The sequence below is a fragment of the Kitasatospora sp. Ki12 genome (assembly GCF_054601375.1).
The window spans coordinates 1,826,512-1,842,588 of the sequence record NZ_BAAIHT010000002.1 but is presented as its reverse complement, the minus strand read 5'-3'; the positions used below and the strand labels follow the sequence as shown (position 1 = coordinate 1,842,588).

Below are 16,077 nucleotides of genomic sequence, written 5' to 3'. Positions count from 1 at the left end.
GATGGAGAGCACCGTCCTGGAGCTGCAGGAGCTGCCCGAGACCGAGGAGCAGCCGCTGGAGCCGATGATGTGCTGCGACACCGGCCACCACAGCTACGAGTGGACCGACCTCTGTCTGAGCCCGGTCGACTGACGGCCGGGCCGCGCGGTGCTGTGGGAGCCGGCAGCGGCCTCTCACAGCACCCGATCGACGGGCGTGCGAGCGATCCGCACCGAACGATCCACCGCACCCGATCCGTGGAACGGGGCCGATGACCGGCGACTCCGGCGAGACCCCCTGGGCCGTCCTGCTCGACGGGCCCGCGGCGGAGGCCGCCCGGCGCCTGGTCGACCGGATCGCCGGTCCGCCGCGCCCGGCACCCCGGGCGGTCCGGCCCGACCTCGCGGCCGGCGGCGCGGGCCTCGCGCTCGCCCACCACCAGCTCGACCTCTGCCGGCCCGGCGAGGGCCGGCACGTGGTGGCGGCCGGTCACCTGGAGGCGGCCGTCCGGGGCGCGGAACGGATCCGGTCGCGGGCGCCGGGACTGCTCGGTGGCTTCGACGGACTCGCCTTCACCGCGAGCCGGCTGGGCCTCCCGGTCCCGCTCGGAGCGGCCGGCCGGGGTTTCGACGCCCAGGCCCCAAACAGCCAGCACCTCGACCGCCGCAGCCTCGACCTGAGCTCCGGTCTGACCGGACACGGCGCCGTCCTCCTGGACCGCTGCGCCGAGGACCCGGCCGCCGCCGACCGGCTGACGGCCGTACTTGCCGTGCTCGGCCGTCAGGTGGCGGCGTTCCCGGGCGACTCGCCGGGGATGGCGCACGGCCCGGCCGGTCCGCTGGCCCTGTTCTCGTTGGCGCTGTCGGCGGGCGTGGCGGCGCCGGGTCAGGTCGCGGCGGTGCACCGGGCGGTGGACCGCCTCCTGGCGCACCGTCGGGACGACGAGTACGGCCCGGACTGGGTGCTGATCGAAGGCCCGGGGCCCGAGCCTTCGGCCCTGCCCGCCTCCTGGTGCCACGGCGGCCCGGGCATCGCCCGTGCGCTCTGGCTGGCCGGCACCGCCCTGGACGACGGGTCCCTGCGCGGCCTCGCCCGGGAGACCCTGCTGGCCGCGCTGCGCCGCCCGCCCGAGGTGCGCCGGATCGACCGGCGGCCGGGCCTCTGCCACGGCCTGGCCGGTCTGCTGCTGATCACCCTGCGCTTCGCCCACGACAGCGGGGACCCGGAGTTCCGGTCGGCGGCCCGGGGCCTGGCCACCCGGCTGGCCGACGGGCTGACGGACGGGCTCACCGACAGTCTCGGCGACGGGCGCACCGACAGGCGCACCGGCCGACTCACCGACAACCTCACCGGCCGAAAAGAGAACGCCCGGCCCCTCGGCCCGGGGTTCCTGGACGGCGCCGCCGGTGTGCTGCTGGTTCTGCTGGCCGCGACGACGACGGTGCCGCCCGGCTGGGACCGGGCCCTGCTGCTCTCCTGACGGACGGACCGTTGGCCCGGCGCGCCGGAGGGCGGCAGGGCCCCGCCCGTCAGAGCCGCTCGGGCACCGGGTTGCCGACGGCCTCGATGGCACGGCGGAGCGGGACCTTCACCAGTACCGCGAAGCCGATCACGAAGAACACCAGCAGCGAGATGATCGCCGAGCGGTAGCTGCCGGTGAGCTCGTACGCGAGGCCGAAGACCAGCGGGCCCATCCAGCTGGTGCCGCGGTCGCTGACCTTGTAGAGGCTGAAGTACTCGGCCTCCCGGCCGGGCGGGATGAGGTGGGAGAACAGCGAGCGGGAGAGCGCCTGGCTGCCGCCGAGCACCAGGCCGATCATGCAGGCCAGGGCGTAGAACCAGGCGGGCTGGTGGGCGGGCATGAAGTAGCCGAGGGCGAGGGTGATCACCCAGCCGACCAGGGAGCCGAGGATGGTCCGCTTGGCGCCGTACCGCTGGGCTATCCGGCCGAGCAGCAGGGCGCCGCCGATGGCCACCACCTGGACCAGGAGCACGGCGGTGACCAGCGAGGTCTGTTCCATGCCGAGTTCCTCGCTGCCGTAGAGCGAGGCCTGGGAGACGACGGTCTGGATGCCGTCGTTGTAGCAGAGGAAGGCGGCGAGGTAGAGCAGCGTGAGCGGGTGCTTGCGCATGGCCTTCAGGGTGCGGCCGAGCTCGCGCAGGCTGCCGGCGGCGGGCTCGGCGGCCCTCGCCGCGTCCGCCTTGTCCGCCACGTCCGCCTTGTCCGCCGCGAGCGCCGCGGCCCGTGCGGGGGTGACCCCGGCGCGGGAGGGCAGCCGGAGCAGCGGGACGACGGTGAACAGCGCCCACCACAGCCCTGCCGAGGCCAGGCAGATCCGCACGGCGGTGCCGGAGGACAGGCCGAGCGCCTCGTGGCCCTGGAACAGCGCCAGGTTGGCGATCAGCAGCAGCCCGCCGCCCGCGTAGCCGTACGCCCAGCCCTTGGAGGAGACCGCGTCCCGCTCGTCGGGGGAGGCCAGGCCCGGGAGGTAGGCGTAGGAGAGCGCGACCGACACCGCGTAGGCGATGTTGGCGACCACCAGCAGTCCGCCGCCGAGCAGGTAGCGGTCGCCGTCGAGGAGGAACATCCCCATCGTGGCGATCGAGCCGACGAACGCGAAGCCGCACATCAGCTCCTTGTGCCGCCCGGTGCGGTCCGCGACCGTGCCGGTCAGCAGCATCACCGCGACCGAGATCAGCACGGAGAAGGAGACCGTGTACGGGAAGTACGACCCCGCCCGGATCGACAGGCCGAGCGGGTGCACGTCGCCGTTCGCGTCGGCGGCGTTCTTGGCCACCTCGGTCAGGTACGGCCCGAGGAACACCGTCAGGACGGTGGCGGAGAAGGCCGCGTTCGCCCAGTCGTTGATGTACCAGCCGAACTGCATCCGGCGCAGCGCGCGGCCGTCGTCGTCGGCAGAGGCAGCGGCGGCGGCCGCCGACGGGTCGGTCGGTGGATCGTCCGGCGGGTGCGTGGCCGGGTTCGTGGTGCTCATGGGGTTCCCATCACCGTGCTGGAGCCGGTGCTGCCGTCGGTCCAGCAGCCCCGCTCGCCGAGGACGTCCCGCAGGACGTCGATGCGATCGGCCATGATGCCATCCACACCGAGGTCGAGGAGAGCCCTGATCCGTGTGGGATCGTCCACAGTCCAGACGTGGACCTGCAGGCCGAGGCGGTGGGCGGTCCGGACGAAGGCCCGGTCGACCACCCGCACGCCCCGGTGCCGCTCCGGCACCTGCGCGCAGACGCCGGCGAACGGTGCCGCGGCGCGTCCCCGCAGCAGCGGCCCGGCCAGCGAGCGCAGCCGCAGCCGGGCCACCTCGCGCGGGCCGAGCGAGGTGGCCAGCCGGGGGCCGGCGGCGGCCCGGACGGCGGCCAGCCGGCTGTCGGAGAAGCCGCCGACGCAGACCCGGTCCCAGGCGTCGGTCCGGCGGATCGCCTCGACCAGCGGCGCGACGGCCGGTGCCGCCTTGACGTCGATGTTGAAGCGGGCCCCGGGGAAGGCGCCGAGCAGGTCCTCCAGCAGCGGCACCGGCTCGCTGCCGCCGATCCGGGCCCGCCTGACGCTCTCCCAGGGCAGCTCGGCCACCGCTCCGGCGCGGTCGGTGACCCGGTCGAGCCGGGAGTCGTGGAAGGCCACCAGCACGCCGTCGCTGGTGGCGTGCACGTCGGTCTCCAGGTAGCGGTACCCGAGCGCGACGGCGGCCTCGAAGGCCGCGAGCGAGTTCTCGGGGTGCCCGAGGTCGCCGCCGCGGTGGGCGAAGGCCAGCGGCCCGGGGTGGTCGAGGAAGACGTGCATGTCGTGCTCCGAGCTGCTGGGAGGGGAACCGCGCCGACCGCTCCGCCGCCGTCCCGGACCGCGCGCGTTACAGTATTACGCACCCTGTCAAGCAGTAATGCGCGCGGTCACCGCAGTCCGTCAGCCCGGATCCTCCCCGACCCGCCGGGCGGCGCTCAGGACACCATGTTGATCCGGTACTGCATGATCCGGTAGTTCGTCGGGTCCGGGACGTACCACTGACTGACGATGATGTGGAAGTTGCCGAACGTCGAGCCGGGGACGACGAAACCGCCGTAGGGGCTGAGGACGAGGTTCCCGGCCTCCTGCCCCGGGCCGCAGGGCAGGATCATGGTCTGCTCCGGCGTCCTGGTCAGGTCCGAGGTCGGGAGCGGGAAGACCATCGCCCTGATGGACAGCGGGTTCATGTTCAGCCAGGTGAGGACGTACTTGCCGTCCATGGCGCGGAAGCAGATCTCGCCCCACTTGCGGGTGCCGAAGACGGTCGTCGGCGCGGGCGCGTTCCACCGCCAGTCGCCGTCCCAGCCCCAGGGCTCGTAGGCGCCCGGGTCGCCGAGGCTCTCCTTGCGGACCCGGTGCAGCAGCATGCCCGACTCCACGTCCCGGTTGAAGACCGTGGACAGGACGTAGCAGTAGCCGTCGTCGGCCACCGCGTAGGTCTTCTGCTGGAACTGGCCGCCGTGCAGGTCGCCCGGCCACTGGCAGAGGTACTCCCAGGTCTGCCCGTTGTCGGTGGAGCGCCAGAAGTCGGTGTGGTGGGTGTCGAAGATGACGCCGCGCATCAGGTGCATGTACATCACGCCGTCGACGACGAACACGTCGGAGGGGATCGCGGTCGTGTGCGCGGTGTCGCCGACCGGGGTGTGCGGCTCGTCGACGAGGCTGATGCCGTACGCGCCGCGGACGATGCCGTCGATCCGCAGGTTGTTCGGGTCCGAGTTGCTGGAGCGCAGGCCGACCGGGGCGTTCCACTCGCCGTCGCCCACCCCGTTGCCGCTGAAGGTGTCGCCGCAGACGAAGAGCATGCTGCCGTCCGGGCACCGCACGGGGATGCCGAGGTCCGTCCACGGCGCGCCGAGCGGCCCCGTCTCGGCCGCGCCGCTGAGGTTCTTCACCTTGGTGGCGATCGTCGGAAGGGTCGGGTCGTTCGGCCCGCCGGCGACCGCCGCCGGGGCGCCCGAACCGATCGCCGCCACCCCCGCGGCGACACCGAAACCGATCTTCAGGAGTCGGCGGCGGGACGGCCCGCCGGTCGTCGGGTCATTCCCGCCCGACGGCTCCGAGGGGTTCGATGACTCCGACCGGTCCGACGGGTCCGATGAGTGCGTCATGCTGTCGATGGCCTTTCCGCGTCGACGAACTACTGCGACTGAGACCGCGTCGCGCACCTCGGTGGCGACGGTCGGACCCGAGGCTACGGCGGCCGGGCGCCGGTTCATCGATCGGTGGACAAACCTTCACTCAAATTGGTTATGCGCCACGGAAGTTCACGTTCCGCGCGCGGGTCCCGGCAGGTCCTTCACCCGGTCGCGGCGAAGGCGGCGGCGATCTCCGCGGCCCCCCGCCCCCGGGTCAGCAGGACGCGCAGGAGCAGCCGGGCCTTGTACGGGTCCAGGTCGCCGCCCCGGATCAGCCCGCGGGCGAGCAGGTCCCGCTCTGAGCCCGGGAAGCCGTACGTCCCCTCCAGGACGGGCCCGTTGCCGATCCGGCTGGCGAGGACGACCGGGATCCGGGCCGCGGTCCGCTCCAGCACGTCCACGAAGCCCTCCGGCACGTGCCCGACCCCGAACGCGGCGACGACGAGCCCGTCGCACGCCTGCGCCGTCGCGGCGAGCAGGCCGCCGTCGTCGCCGAGCGTCGCGGTGTACAGCCCGACCCGGACGGCGTTCGCGGGCCCGGTGGCCGGGCCGGCGAGCGCCGTCCGGGGAGCGAGCGGGCCGTGCAGGTGGACGCGCCCCTCGTACAGCCGCCCGAGGGGCCCGGTGGCGGGGGAGGTGAACGCGGCCGGGCTGGTGGTGTGGGACTTGCGGACGCGGCGGGCCGCGTGGATCTCGTCGCCGAGCACGACCACCGCGCCGGCGCCCCGCAACTCCGGTGCCGCGGCGGCGACGACGGCCGCCAGGACGTTCGCCGGACCGTCCGCCCCGGGCAGGGTGGGGTTGCGCATGGCGCCGGTGACGACGACCGGCTGGTCGCCCGGGTGCAGCAGGTCGAGCAGGTAGGCCGTCTCCTCGATGGTGTCGGTGCCCTGGGTGACCACCGCGCCGTCGCAGCCGTTCCGGAAGGCCTCGGCGAGGGCCTCCGAGAGCGCGTCCAGGTCCTCGAACCCGAGCGAGGCGCTCGGCAGCCGCCGGAAGTCCCTGACCCGCAGCTCCACGTCGAGACCCCGCAGGGCCGGCACCGCGTCGAGCAGGTCCTGGGCGGAGAGCGCGGGTACGACCCCGCCGGTCGCCGGATCGGCCGTCATGGCGATGGTGCCGCCCAGCGAGAAGACCGCAACCGTCCTCGTACCCGACGCCGTCGTCCCCTCGCTGCCCGACGCCGTCGTCCCCTCGGTACCCAACGCCGTCGTCCCCTCGTCCGGGCCCCGGAAGCCGCCCCCGCCGACTGCGGGGGCGGGTGGTGGCCGCGGGGCAATCTACCGGTTCGGTGCGCGCCCGGGGCGCCGCGGGCGGGCCACGGCCGCGCACCGGACCGGGCCGGTCAGGAGGGGATGCCGCAGTACTGCTGCTGCTTGCCGATCGCGCGGTAGACGCAGTCGGCGGTCTCCACCAGGCGCAGGACCGCTTCGCGGTTGCGGCTGGTCTCGCGGCCGATCACCTCGTCGGGCGGGTAGAAGCCGTCGCTGCCGTTCTCGCCGGGGTACATCTCGAAGGTGTAGGCGAAGACCCGCTGGGAGCCCCAGAGCCAGTCGTCGATCGCGCCGTCGGTGATGTAGAGCTCGCTGGACTGCTCGGGCGTGTAGCCGTTGGTCGCGGCCATGCTGCGGCCGAGGGTGGCGAAGGTGTTGTACTCGTCGGCGGTCATGCCGGTGGTGGTCTCGGAGGTGGTCCAGCCGAACGGCCAGAGCACCAGCTCGCTGTAGGTGTGGAAGTCGATGGCGGCGGTGATCTGCTGCTTGCCGCCGACGATCCGGCTGCGGACGAAGTCGGCGACGACCTTGGTCTCCTTGGCGGACTCCGGGGCGCTGCCGCGGTAGGTCTCGCTGGAGGTGGAGCCGGAGGAGCCGCCGCAGCAGCCCCACTTGAAGTTCCAGTTGCGGTTGAGGTCGGTGCCGACGTTCCTGCTGCCGGAGTTGGGCTGGCGGTCCTTGCGCCAGCTGCGGTAGCGGCCGGTGGCGATGTCGTACTCGCCGCCGTCGGGGTTGAGGTCGGGGATCACCCAGATCTCGCGGCTGTTGACGACGTTGGCGATCCGGCTGTCGGTGGCGTACTTGTCGCCGAACTCGTGCAGCAGGTAGAGCGACATCTCGACGGTGAGGTGCTCCCGGGCGTGCTGGTGGGCGGTGAACAGCACCTCGGGTTCGTCCTCGTCGGTGTTGACGTTGTCGCTGATCTTCACCGCGACGATCGGCCGGCCCTCGTAGGAGGTGCCGATGACGCGCTTGCTCATGATGTCCGGGTGCGCGGCGACGACGGCGTCGATGTCGGCGGTGGCCTCGGCGTAGTTGTGGTAGCCGGAGTCGGCCTGCGGGAAGTCGTAGACCGCGGACAGGCCCTGGTCGTCGGCGCCGGCGCCGTAGCGGGGGCCGGGCAGGGCGACGGGGGACCAGCCGAGCGCGCGCAGCCGGGCGGCCTCGGCGGGGGTGGCGGTGACCACGACCGCGTCGGGCAGGACGGCGTCGACGGAGGCGCCGGTGGCGGCGACGGCGGTGCGTTCGGCCACGGTGCGGGGGCCGTCGAGCCGGTACTGCCGGGCGGTGTCGGACGTGCTGGTGTCGGCGGTGGTGGAGGTGGACGCCGGCGGCCAGTCGGGGGAGGCGGCCTGGGCGGTGAGCGGGGTGGCGAGTGCGAGGGCCAGCAGGACGGCGGTGGCCGCAGCGGGCTTTCCTCGGCGGGGCAGTCGCATGACTGTCCTCCTGTGGGGGTCCGTTGGGGGCGGAGCAGTGGAGGAGATGGCGCGCCAGCTTGATGGTGCGTCAGTGTCATGCGTTCGTCAAGACGGGGGAAAGCCGGGGGAGGGGCGGAGGCGGGGGCGGTGCCCGGCGAAGGGGTCGAGGCGGAGGGGCGACGGATCCGAGGTGTCCGGCGGCGGTGTCGGACGGTCGGGTCCGGGCGAGGTCGGCGGCCTCAGTTCGTGGACATGACATATATCTGGAGGGATCTGATTCCGTTTCATTTCGCGCAGAGATTGTCCAAGGGTCAACATTTCAGCGGTATTTCGCGCCCTCGATCGAAGGCTCCATCTTCACCTTGTGACCTTTGTCACGGCCCGACCTGCGGTTTTGGTTTCGGCGGTGACAGTATTCGTGGCCGAAACAGTTCGGAGTGGCCTGATGTTGAATGACTATTCGTCAGAAGTTCAGATTTGATGGCAGTGTGTGTGCAGCCGTACCACCTTCTGACCTGGTGCACACCGATCGTGTACACGATGACGAATGGCTGAACTGTGCGCATGACCCGTTCGGATCGCAACGAAGCGACCACGCGGCCCCGTCTCACTGGCGAAAAGCTCACCACCCGGGAGTTCTCCCGGCTCGCCGGCACCGTCGGCGGCTACCCCTACGTGAAGATCGTGCTCGACCGCACCGAATCGGTGCTCCACTTCATCGACAGCGCGGACGGAACGCTCCACGTCAAGTACATCGCGTGCGAGATCCTCGGCATGTCGATCGACGAACTCGCCGGCAGGCTCGATTCGTTCAATGACGACGTCTACCGGAATCCCGACCGCCGTTTCCAGCTCGGCACCCTCGCCCTGCACACCCGCGGCGGCGTGGCGGAGGACGGCCGGACCGACGGCCCCTTCCTGTCCCTGGAGACCGTCGACGTCGACACCATGTCCGGAGACATGCTGCGCGCCTTCTACCACCGGGTGCGCGCCCACATCGACCCGTCGCTCCCGCTCCTCCTCAAGCCGGCCAACCACCGGCAGGAGGGCTACGTCGCGCGGATCCCGGAGAGCGAGATCCCGCGCGTCCTGTCCCACGAGCTCTACTCCACCGCCGCGTTCGTGCCGCTGAACGCCGGGGAGGCCCACGGCCGGCTGCGGGTCTTCCGCTCCGAGGCCGAGTACCGGGCCGACCCCGAGCCGCTGGAGTGGCACGACATCGTGGTGATGCCCCGGGTGCCGGAGGACGTTCCCCGGGTGTCCGGCATCATCCACACCGAGCACACCACCCCGCTCTCCCACATCAACGTGATGGCCACCGGGTGGCGGATCCCCAACGCCGTCGGCATCGGCGCCCTCGACCGGATCGACCGCGCCGGACTGGCCGGCCGGTGGGTCCGCTACCGGGTCGAGGCCGACGGCTCCGACCTGCACCTGGAAGCCGCGCCGCCGCGCGACGACGCGGACCGGCCGACGCCGGCCCCGCCGGCCGAACGCGTCACCGTGGACCGGCCCGACCTCTCGCCCACGCCCGTCACCGCGCTGACCGGACTGCGCGCGGACGACCACGTCCGGTTCGGCACCAAGGCCGCCAACCTCGGCGAGCTCACCCACCTGCTCCAGCACGGCTCGCCGCGCTGGCTCGGCTTCTACCGCGTCCCCCGGCCGCCCCGGGACAACCTGCTGCGCTACCTGGCCCGGCAGCTCGGGCTCCCCGAGGACGCGGACGACACCGAGCTGGCCGACGCGGCGCAGCGGCTGGTCAAGGAACACGCCCAGGTGCCGCGCGGGATCGTGCTGCCGTTCTCCCTCCAGCAGGGCTTCCTGGACTCCTCGGCCGGACTCCGCGCCGCCGTGGACCGGCTCGACGGCGCGCTCCGGGGCGAAACGACGGACACCGCGGACGCCGCGGACGCCGCGGGTACCACGGGCACCACGGACGCCGCGGACACCACCGGCGCCTGCCTCGAAGTACAGCGGCTGATCCGCACCACCCCGCTGCCCGACCCCGTCCGCGCCGAACTCGACCGGGCGCTCGACCGGCACCTGTACGGCGCCGCCGAGCTCGTCGTCCGCAGCTCCTCCAACGCCGAGGACCTGGCCGGCTTCTCCGCCGCCGGGCTGTACGAGTCGGTGGCGCACGTCCGCGGCACGGACGCGGTCCTCGACGCCGTCCGGGAGGTCTGGGCCTCGCTGTTCTCGCCGCGCGCCGTACGGCTGCGGCAGCAGGCCGGCATCCCGCTGGACCACTGCCGGATGGGCGTGGTGATCCAGGAACAGGTCGGCGCGACCGTCGGCGGCGTCCTGGTCACCTGCAACCCGCTGAGCCCGCGGGACTTCCGCGACGTCTACCTCAACATCTCGCCGCGCTCGGTGACCGACGTGGTCACCGGCGAGGGCGCCCCGCTCCAGTACCTGTGCAACACCATGGAGGGCGGCAGCCGCACCGTCTCGCTGGGCAGCGCCGCCACCGACCTGGACGGGCCGACCAAGGAGCTCGTCGGCCGCCTCGCCCTGATCAGCCGCCTGCTGCAGTCGCACTTCTCGCCCGACGAGGACTACGCGGTCCCGGTCGACATCGAGTGGGCGATCGAGGGCGACCGGATCGACCTCCTGCAGCTGCGTCCCTTCCGCACCGCCGGCTGACCCCGGCCGGGTGCGACGGCGCCGGCCCGTGTCCCACCGGCCGCGCACGGCGACACCGCCGTGCGCGGGTGCGGCACGGGCCGGGCGCGCCCGGGGCCGACCGTGCCCCGGGCCCACTGAACTTCCCCCAGGAGAAAGCACCGTGAACCGGATCCTGTACGTCTACGTCAAGGGCGGAGCCCCGCTCGAGTACGCCTTCCCGCGCATCGCCGCGTGCGGGGAACTGCACGTCCTCGCGCTGGCACCGCTGCCCACCACCGCCGAGGAGCTGTGGCGGCCCAGCTGCACCGCCGTCGAGACCGTCCACGACGCGCCGCGCGGCGACGAACTGGTCGACCTGATCGTGGCCCACGCCGAGGCCATCGGGGCCGACGCGGTGCTCACGCTCTCCGAGTTCGCGGTGCTGGCCGTCGCGCACGCCGCCCGCCGGCTCGGCCTGGCCGGCGCGGGCGAGGGGATCGTCCGGGCCCGCGACAAGCGGCTGATGCGGGAGGCCTGGGCCGCCGCCGGGGTGCCCGTCCCCGGGTTCCGCCGCGTCGACAGCCTCGCCGACCTGGACGCCGCACTGGCCGAGTTCACGCCCCCGCTGCTGCTCAAGCCGGCCTGGGGCGCCGGCTCCGTCGCCCAGATCGTGCTCGACTCGGCCGCGGACGCCGCCCCGGCCTGGGAAGAGATCGAACGCGGACTCCGGGCCGGCAGCCGGGTCGGCATGAACGAGCTCTACGCCCCGGACACCGACCGGGACCGGCTGGTCGAGGAGATCGCCCAGGGCTCCACCGAGGGCTGGTACGAGGATCCCGGCTACGGCGACTACGTGAGCGTCGAGGGGATCGTCGCCGACGGCGTCCACCGCCCGCTCGCCATCACCGCCAAGCTGCCGACCGTGCCGTCCTTCGTCGAGGTGGCCAGCACCTCGCCGTCCGTCATGGCGGTGCCGCTGCAGCGCCGGATCGAGGAGGTCACCCGGCAGGCCGTCGACGCCCTCGGCCTGGAGAACTGCGGCACCCACACCGAGCTCAAGCTGATGAAGGACGGCGAGCTCGTGGTCATCGAGACCGCGGCCCGGTTCGGCGGCCTGCTGACCACCCGGCAGGTGCACGAGGTGTTCGGGCTCGACCCGATCGGGATGCTGGTCCGGCAGCTGCTCGGGGAGCCGGTCGACTACCCCGAGGCCATGCTCACCGAGGGCGACCGGGCCGCGGCCTCGGTCGCCGTCGTCCCCGCCGACGCCTTCGGCGTGCCCTGGCGCACCCGGCCGGTCTGGAACCCGCAGGCCGTGGACTGGCAGTCCATGCTCTCCCCGGGCAGCACCATCGAGGCCGTCCCCGCCTTCGCCATGCCCGCCGGACAGCCGGTGCCCGCCTTCGACCCGTCCGCGGGCTCCCGCAACTGGCTCGGGGTCTACCTGCTCGGTGCCGTCGACGCCGAGACCCTGCGGCGCGACTGCAACGCGGTGCTGAACGGCCTGGAAGCCGCCCTGCACCGCGCCGCCGGCTGACCCGCCCATCTCCCGACACTTCCCCGAGGTTCCTTTCGATGCGTGTACTGTTCGCCGGCGTCCCCGGCGTCGGCCATCTCTTCCCGCTGGTCCCGCTGGCCCGGGCGATGCGTGGACTCGGCCACGAGGTCGCGGTGACCTCGATGGACGGCGGCGAGCCGGTCGCCGCCTCCGGACTGCCGTACCTGCCGCTCGCCCCGGGCGTGAGCTGGTACCACGAGATCCGGGCGGCCGGCCGCACCAAGCGGCCCGACCTGCTCAGCCGGGTCGTCGAGACCAACGCGGCCGACCGCGAGGCCTTCGTCCCGCTGGCCGCCCACGTCAACAGCGCGGTGGCCGACGCGGCCGTCGAACTCGCCGCCCGCTGGCGGCCCGACCTGGTGGTGTACGAGTACCAGTTCCCGGTGGCCCTGCTCGCGGCGACCCGCATCGGCGTGCCCGCCGTCCAGCACGACCTCGGTTTCGTCCGCACGCCCCGGCTGCGCGAACTGATGCTCGCGGAGATGGCCGACACCTTCGCCCGGCACGGCATCGACCGCCTGCCCGAACCGGCGGACACCATCGACCTCGCCCCGCCGAGCATGGCGGGGGGCGACCACTACGGCTCCCTGCTGCGGCCGGTCCCCTACAACGGCGAGGTCAGCCTGCCCGAGCAGCTGGCGGCGCTCGCCCGCCGCCCGCGCGTCGCCGTGACGCTGGGCACCGTGCCGCCCAGGATCGACGGCCTGACCCGGATCGAGCGCGTGATCGAGGCGGCCGCCGACATCGACGCCGACTTCGTGCTGGCCACCGGCCAATTGGACCTCACGACGCTCCCGACTCTGCCCGACAACGTCCACCCGCACGGCTGGGTCCCCTGGCGCGCCCTGCTCGACACCTGCACCGCCGCGATCCACCACGGCGGCAGCACCAGCGCCCTCTCCTCCCTGGACGCCGGCCTGCCGCAACTCGTCCTGCCCGACGGCTCCGACCGCTTCATCACCGGCGCCGCCGTCCGCGACCGCGGCGCCGGCCTCAGCGCCACCGCCGAGGAGATCTCCCCGGCCCTGCTCGACCGGCTGCTCACCGACCCCGCGCTCAGCCGGGCCGCCCGCGAGGTCAGTGGCGAGATCGCCACCATGCCGAGCCCGACCGCCGTGGCACAGCGCCTCACCACCCTCCCGGGCCTGGCCGGCTGACGACGGAGGCTGACGCCGGAGGAAGGGGGGCGAGGATGACCCGGAGCGCGCGGGCTCGTTGCACCGGGCATGACGCGTACGAAGCGAATCCTCGCCGCCCTGACCGGCGCCGTGGCAGCCCTGGCCCTCACCCCGGCCCTCCCGGCCCAGGCCGCCGACGGGTACGACCGGTGCCCCGACGGCGCCTACTGCCTGTTCTCCGGCCTCGACGGCACCGGTGACCTGGTCGTCCTGCGGGGCAGCACCCCCGACCTCGCCCCGCTCGGCATGAACGACCGGGCCGAGTCGGACTGGAACCGCACCCCGTCCACCGTCCACCTGTGGTCCGACCCGGGCTACACCGGCTGCACGGCCGTCACCTCCCCCGGCCCGACCGGAAAGGGCAACTTCTTCCCGGCCTACCGGGACTTCTTCAGCTCGGTCCGGTTCGACGGCCCCGGCGGCCCCGGCTGCGGCACCCCGCCCGGCGAGGACCGCTGACCGCCCGCGCCGTCAGCGGACCTCGCCGGGCCGGCCGCAGCGGGGCTCACGCCACCAGGGCGGCCGCCGGGGCCTTCGACAGCCGGTAGGGCGCCCGTTCCGGGAGGTCCCGGCCGAGCGGGAGGAGGGCCTCCGGCGGGACCCCGTACGTCAGGACGCGGTCGGCGTCCCGGGCGTGCTGGGCCGTCGGGTCCAGGACACCGGGGAAGCGGGTGCGGGTGCAGGTGCGCTGCTGCACGGCGGCGACCCAGCCCAGAGCCATGCCGATGCCCGCGTAGGCCCGGGCGCGTCCGTCGGGCCAGGTCGGGTCGAGGGCGCGGCCGTGCTCGTCGGCGCACCAGGCGTGGCGGGTGACGGTGCCGTCGGCCTCGATCACGTAGCCCTCGACGTAGGCCAGGGCGGTGGACCTGCGGGCGATGCGCCAGGCGTTGGGGAAGCCGGCGCCGCCGTTGCTGCGGCGGGGCAGACCGGCCGGCCAGGCGGCCGGGGCCTGCAGGCGCCCCTGGGCGAGGACCACGGCCTCGGCGGTCAGCCCGCCGCGCGCGGCCCTCGCCCGGAGCGCGCCGACAAGGACCCGCTCGTGGAGGGAGGTTCCGGCGTTCACGGTGGAGGACACGCTGGCCAGTCTTCTCAACGCCCAAGGGCCGCGCGAGAAGTACTACGCCATCCGATGCCGGGCCCGCACCGGAGGCCGGGGCGGCGCCCGCGCCGCACCTCCCCGAGACACCCGGGTTCGCCCGCCCCGGCCCGCACGCGAACTCGGCGGCCGACCCGGGGACTTCGCGCACCGGCACGTCCCGCCGACTGGTGGCGCCGGGTCCGCCCGCGCCTCCTCCGACCACAGGAAGGGGTGCACCGCCAAGTCCCGCTCCTCCTCGGGCTTCCGGCTGCCGCTGCCGTGGGGGTCCCTTCAGATGCGGACGACCCCGGTCGGCTGCCGACGGCGGCCTGTCAGTGCCCTGTCGGTGACCTGTCGGTGGTGGCAGCGGTCTGTTCCCGTGCTGTGGGTGGCCGGTCGCAGGGTGGTTCACGACAGCACCAGCGACTCACCGGAGGTCCACCGTGTCGAGCACCGACCCGTCGAAGAGCACCCAGACGAACAGCGCCCCGTCGAACAGCGCCCCGTCGAACAGCGCCCCGCCGGACGGCGGCGGCGCCCGTCCGGTCTCGGTCCTGGTCTCCGGTGCCGGGATCGCCGGCACCGCCCTCGCGTACTGGCTGGAGCGGTACGGCTTCCGGGTCACCGTCGTCGAGCGGGCCCCGGAGCTGCGCGGCGGCGGCCAGCCGGTGGACATCCGGGGCGACGCCCTGCGGGTCGTCGAGCGGATGGGGCTGCTGGCGGAGGTCCGGGCCCGCCGGACCGGCCTGCGCGGGATGTCCCTGGTGGACGGGGACGGCCGCGAGCTGAAGCGCACCACCGAGTGGACGGCCAGCGGAGGGCCGGTCGGCGGCCCGGACGTGGAGATCCTGCGGGACGAACTCGCCGAGCTGATCGCCGGCGCGGCCGGGCCGGGGGTCGAGTACCGCTTCGGCGACTCGATCGACACCCTGGTCCAGTACGGGGACGGCGTCCAGGTCCGGTTCCGCGGCGGGGCCGAGCAGTCCTTCGACCTCGTGGTGGGCGCCGACGGCCTGCACTCGAACACCCGCCGTCTGGTCTTCGGCCCCGAGGCCGACTACCTGCACCCCATCAACACGTACATCGCCGGCTGGAGCGTCCCCAACCACCTCGGTCTCGACCGCTGGGAGGTCATCCACGCGTCCGGCGCCGGCTGGCACTGCATGGCGATGACCGTCCGCGACAACACCGAACTGCGCGTCTTCGTCGGCTTCGCCACCGACGAGCCGCTCGACCGGATGCTGCCCCGGGACCGTACCGAGCAGCGCCGGCTGGTCGCCGACCGCTGCGCCCACCTGCGCTGGGAGGTGCCGCGCTTCCTGGAGGCGATGTGGGAGACGGAGGCGTTCCACTACGACGTCGTCGCCCAGATCCGGATGGACCGCTGGTCCAACGACCGGGTCGCCCTGCTCGGCGACGCCGGCTACTGCTGCTCCCCGTTCACCGGCCAGGGCACCAGCGTGGCCCTGACCGCCGCCTACGTGCTGGCCGGTGAACTGCGCGCCGCGGGCGGCGACCACCGCGCCGCCTTCCCCGCCTACGAGCGGCGGCTGCGCGACCACGTGGCGGCCAACCAGGCCATCCTCGAACTGACCGCCGACCTCTACGGGTCCGATGCCGAGCCCGGGGACGACGGTGCGCCGGGTGACGCCCTCGCGGGCTTCGACGTGCCCGGGGTGGAGATGGAGGCGGCCTTCCGCGCCGCCACCGCCTTCGACCTGCCGGACTACTGAGGGCCGGACGGGTCCGCCGACGGGCCCCGGGCAGGTCCGCCGACGGGCCCCGGACGGGTCTGCCGAGGGGCCCCGGAGGGCTCCCGGGCCGCAC

13 protein-coding genes are annotated in these 16,077 nt (G+C 73.7%); 7 read left to right on the top strand and 6 right to left on the bottom strand.

Annotated features, from left to right (window positions below; genetic code table 11):
• Position 1: 1 nt before the first annotated feature.
• The gene (locus ACYP53_RS25480; RefSeq protein WP_268256620.1) at positions 2 to 133 is read left to right on the top strand and encodes a hypothetical protein; all 132 of its coding nucleotides are present in this window, start codon (positions 2 to 4) and stop codon (positions 131 to 133) included.
• Between the two features lie 118 nt (positions 134 to 251).
• Entirely contained in the window at positions 252 to 1,460 is a 1,209-nt protein-coding gene (locus ACYP53_RS25475; RefSeq protein ID WP_459649106.1) for a lanthionine synthetase C family protein, read from the top strand.
• 49 nt (positions 1,461 to 1,509) lie between these two features.
• On the opposite strand, the gene ACYP53_RS25470 is transcribed toward ACYP53_RS25475, so the two are convergent.
• The 5 genes from ACYP53_RS25470 to ACYP53_RS25450 all read right to left on the bottom strand — a co-directional run bounded on the left by ACYP53_RS25470 (position 1,510) and on the right by ACYP53_RS25450 (position 7,847).
• Complete coding sequence (locus ACYP53_RS25470; protein ID WP_459649105.1) at positions 1,510 to 2,976, bottom strand: MFS transporter; 1,467 nt, start codon at positions 2,974 to 2,976, stop codon at positions 1,510 to 1,512.
• On the bottom strand, positions 2,973 to 3,779 hold the full coding sequence (locus ACYP53_RS25465; RefSeq protein WP_189921220.1) for a glycerophosphodiester phosphodiesterase: 807 nt from the start codon (positions 3,777 to 3,779) through the stop codon (positions 2,973 to 2,975). Before ACYP53_RS25465 ends, ACYP53_RS25470 begins: the two co-directional genes overlap by 4 nt.
• Before the next feature lie 155 nt (positions 3,780 to 3,934).
• A complete protein-coding gene (locus tag ACYP53_RS25460) occupies positions 3,935 to 5,005 on the bottom strand; it encodes a DUF4185 domain-containing protein (RefSeq protein ID WP_229928951.1) in 1,071 nt (356 codons plus the stop codon).
• A gap of 293 nt (positions 5,006 to 5,298) precedes the next feature.
• Entirely contained in the window at positions 5,299 to 6,342 is a 1,044-nt protein-coding gene (locus ACYP53_RS25455) for an asparaginase (protein WP_268256619.1), read from the bottom strand.
• A 140-nt stretch (positions 6,343 to 6,482) separates the two neighbouring features.
• A complete protein-coding gene (locus ACYP53_RS25450) occupies positions 6,483 to 7,847 on the bottom strand; it encodes a M14 family metallopeptidase (RefSeq protein ID WP_189921216.1) in 1,365 nt (454 codons plus the stop codon).
• Positions 7,848 to 8,393: 546 nt separating this feature from the next.
• On the opposite strand from ACYP53_RS25450, the gene ACYP53_RS25445 reads away from it, so the two are divergent.
• The 4 genes from ACYP53_RS25445 (at position 8,394) to ACYP53_RS25430 (ending at position 13,631) form a co-directional block, all read left to right on the top strand.
• Entirely contained in the window at positions 8,394 to 10,475 is a 2,082-nt protein-coding gene (locus ACYP53_RS25445) for a PEP/pyruvate-binding domain-containing protein (RefSeq protein WP_459649104.1), read from the top strand.
• Between the two features lie 142 nt (positions 10,476 to 10,617).
• Positions 10,618 to 11,973, top strand: a complete 1,356-nt coding sequence (locus ACYP53_RS25440; RefSeq protein ID WP_189921212.1) for an ATP-grasp domain-containing protein — start codon at positions 10,618 to 10,620, stop codon at positions 11,971 to 11,973.
• A 38-nt stretch (positions 11,974 to 12,011) separates the two neighbouring features.
• Complete coding sequence (locus ACYP53_RS25435) at positions 12,012 to 13,151, top strand: nucleotide disphospho-sugar-binding domain-containing protein (protein WP_459649103.1); 1,140 nt, start codon at positions 12,012 to 12,014, stop codon at positions 13,149 to 13,151.
• 69 nt (positions 13,152 to 13,220) lie between these two features.
• Positions 13,221 to 13,631, top strand: coding sequence for a peptidase inhibitor family I36 protein (locus ACYP53_RS25430; RefSeq protein WP_189921208.1), 411 nt, complete (start codon positions 13,221 to 13,223; stop codon positions 13,629 to 13,631).
• 46 nt (positions 13,632 to 13,677) lie between these two features.
• Here ACYP53_RS25430 and ACYP53_RS25425 read toward each other — a convergent pair whose 3' ends face one another.
• A complete protein-coding gene (locus ACYP53_RS25425) occupies positions 13,678 to 14,247 on the bottom strand; it encodes a hypothetical protein (protein ID WP_459649102.1) in 570 nt (189 codons plus the stop codon).
• A gap of 446 nt (positions 14,248 to 14,693) precedes the next feature.
• Between ACYP53_RS25425 and ACYP53_RS25420 the strand changes: the two genes are divergently transcribed.
• Positions 14,694 to 15,983: an FAD-dependent monooxygenase gene (locus ACYP53_RS25420; RefSeq protein WP_459649101.1), complete on the top strand. Its 1,290-nt coding sequence runs from the start codon at positions 14,694 to 14,696 to the stop codon at positions 15,981 to 15,983.
• Positions 15,984 to 16,077: the final 94 nt, after the last annotated feature.

What these genes read in the sequence shown, in the direction of transcription:
- ACYP53_RS25450 (WP_189921216.1), bottom strand. Translation starts at nt 7,847, where the DNA reads ATGCGACTGCCCCGCCGAGGAAAGCCCGCTGCGGCCACCGCCGTCCTG.
- ACYP53_RS25470 (WP_459649105.1), bottom strand. Translation starts at nt 2,976, where the DNA reads ATGAGCACCACGAACCCGGCCACGCACCCGCCGGACGATCCACCGACC.
- ACYP53_RS25435 (WP_459649103.1), top strand. Translation starts at nt 12,012, where the DNA reads ATGCGTGTACTGTTCGCCGGCGTCCCCGGCGTCGGCCATCTCTTCCCG.
- ACYP53_RS25445 (WP_459649104.1), top strand. Translation starts at nt 8,394, where the DNA reads ATGACCCGTTCGGATCGCAACGAAGCGACCACGCGGCCCCGTCTCACT.
- ACYP53_RS25475 (WP_459649106.1), top strand. Translation starts at nt 252, where the DNA reads ATGACCGGCGACTCCGGCGAGACCCCCTGGGCCGTCCTGCTCGACGGG.
- ACYP53_RS25430 (WP_189921208.1), top strand. Translation starts at nt 13,221, where the DNA reads ATGACGCGTACGAAGCGAATCCTCGCCGCCCTGACCGGCGCCGTGGCA.
- ACYP53_RS25480 (WP_268256620.1), top strand. Translation starts at nt 2, where the DNA reads ATGGAGAGCACCGTCCTGGAGCTGCAGGAGCTGCCCGAGACCGAGGAG.
- ACYP53_RS25465 (WP_189921220.1), bottom strand. Translation starts at nt 3,779, where the DNA reads ATGCACGTCTTCCTCGACCACCCCGGGCCGCTGGCCTTCGCCCACCGC.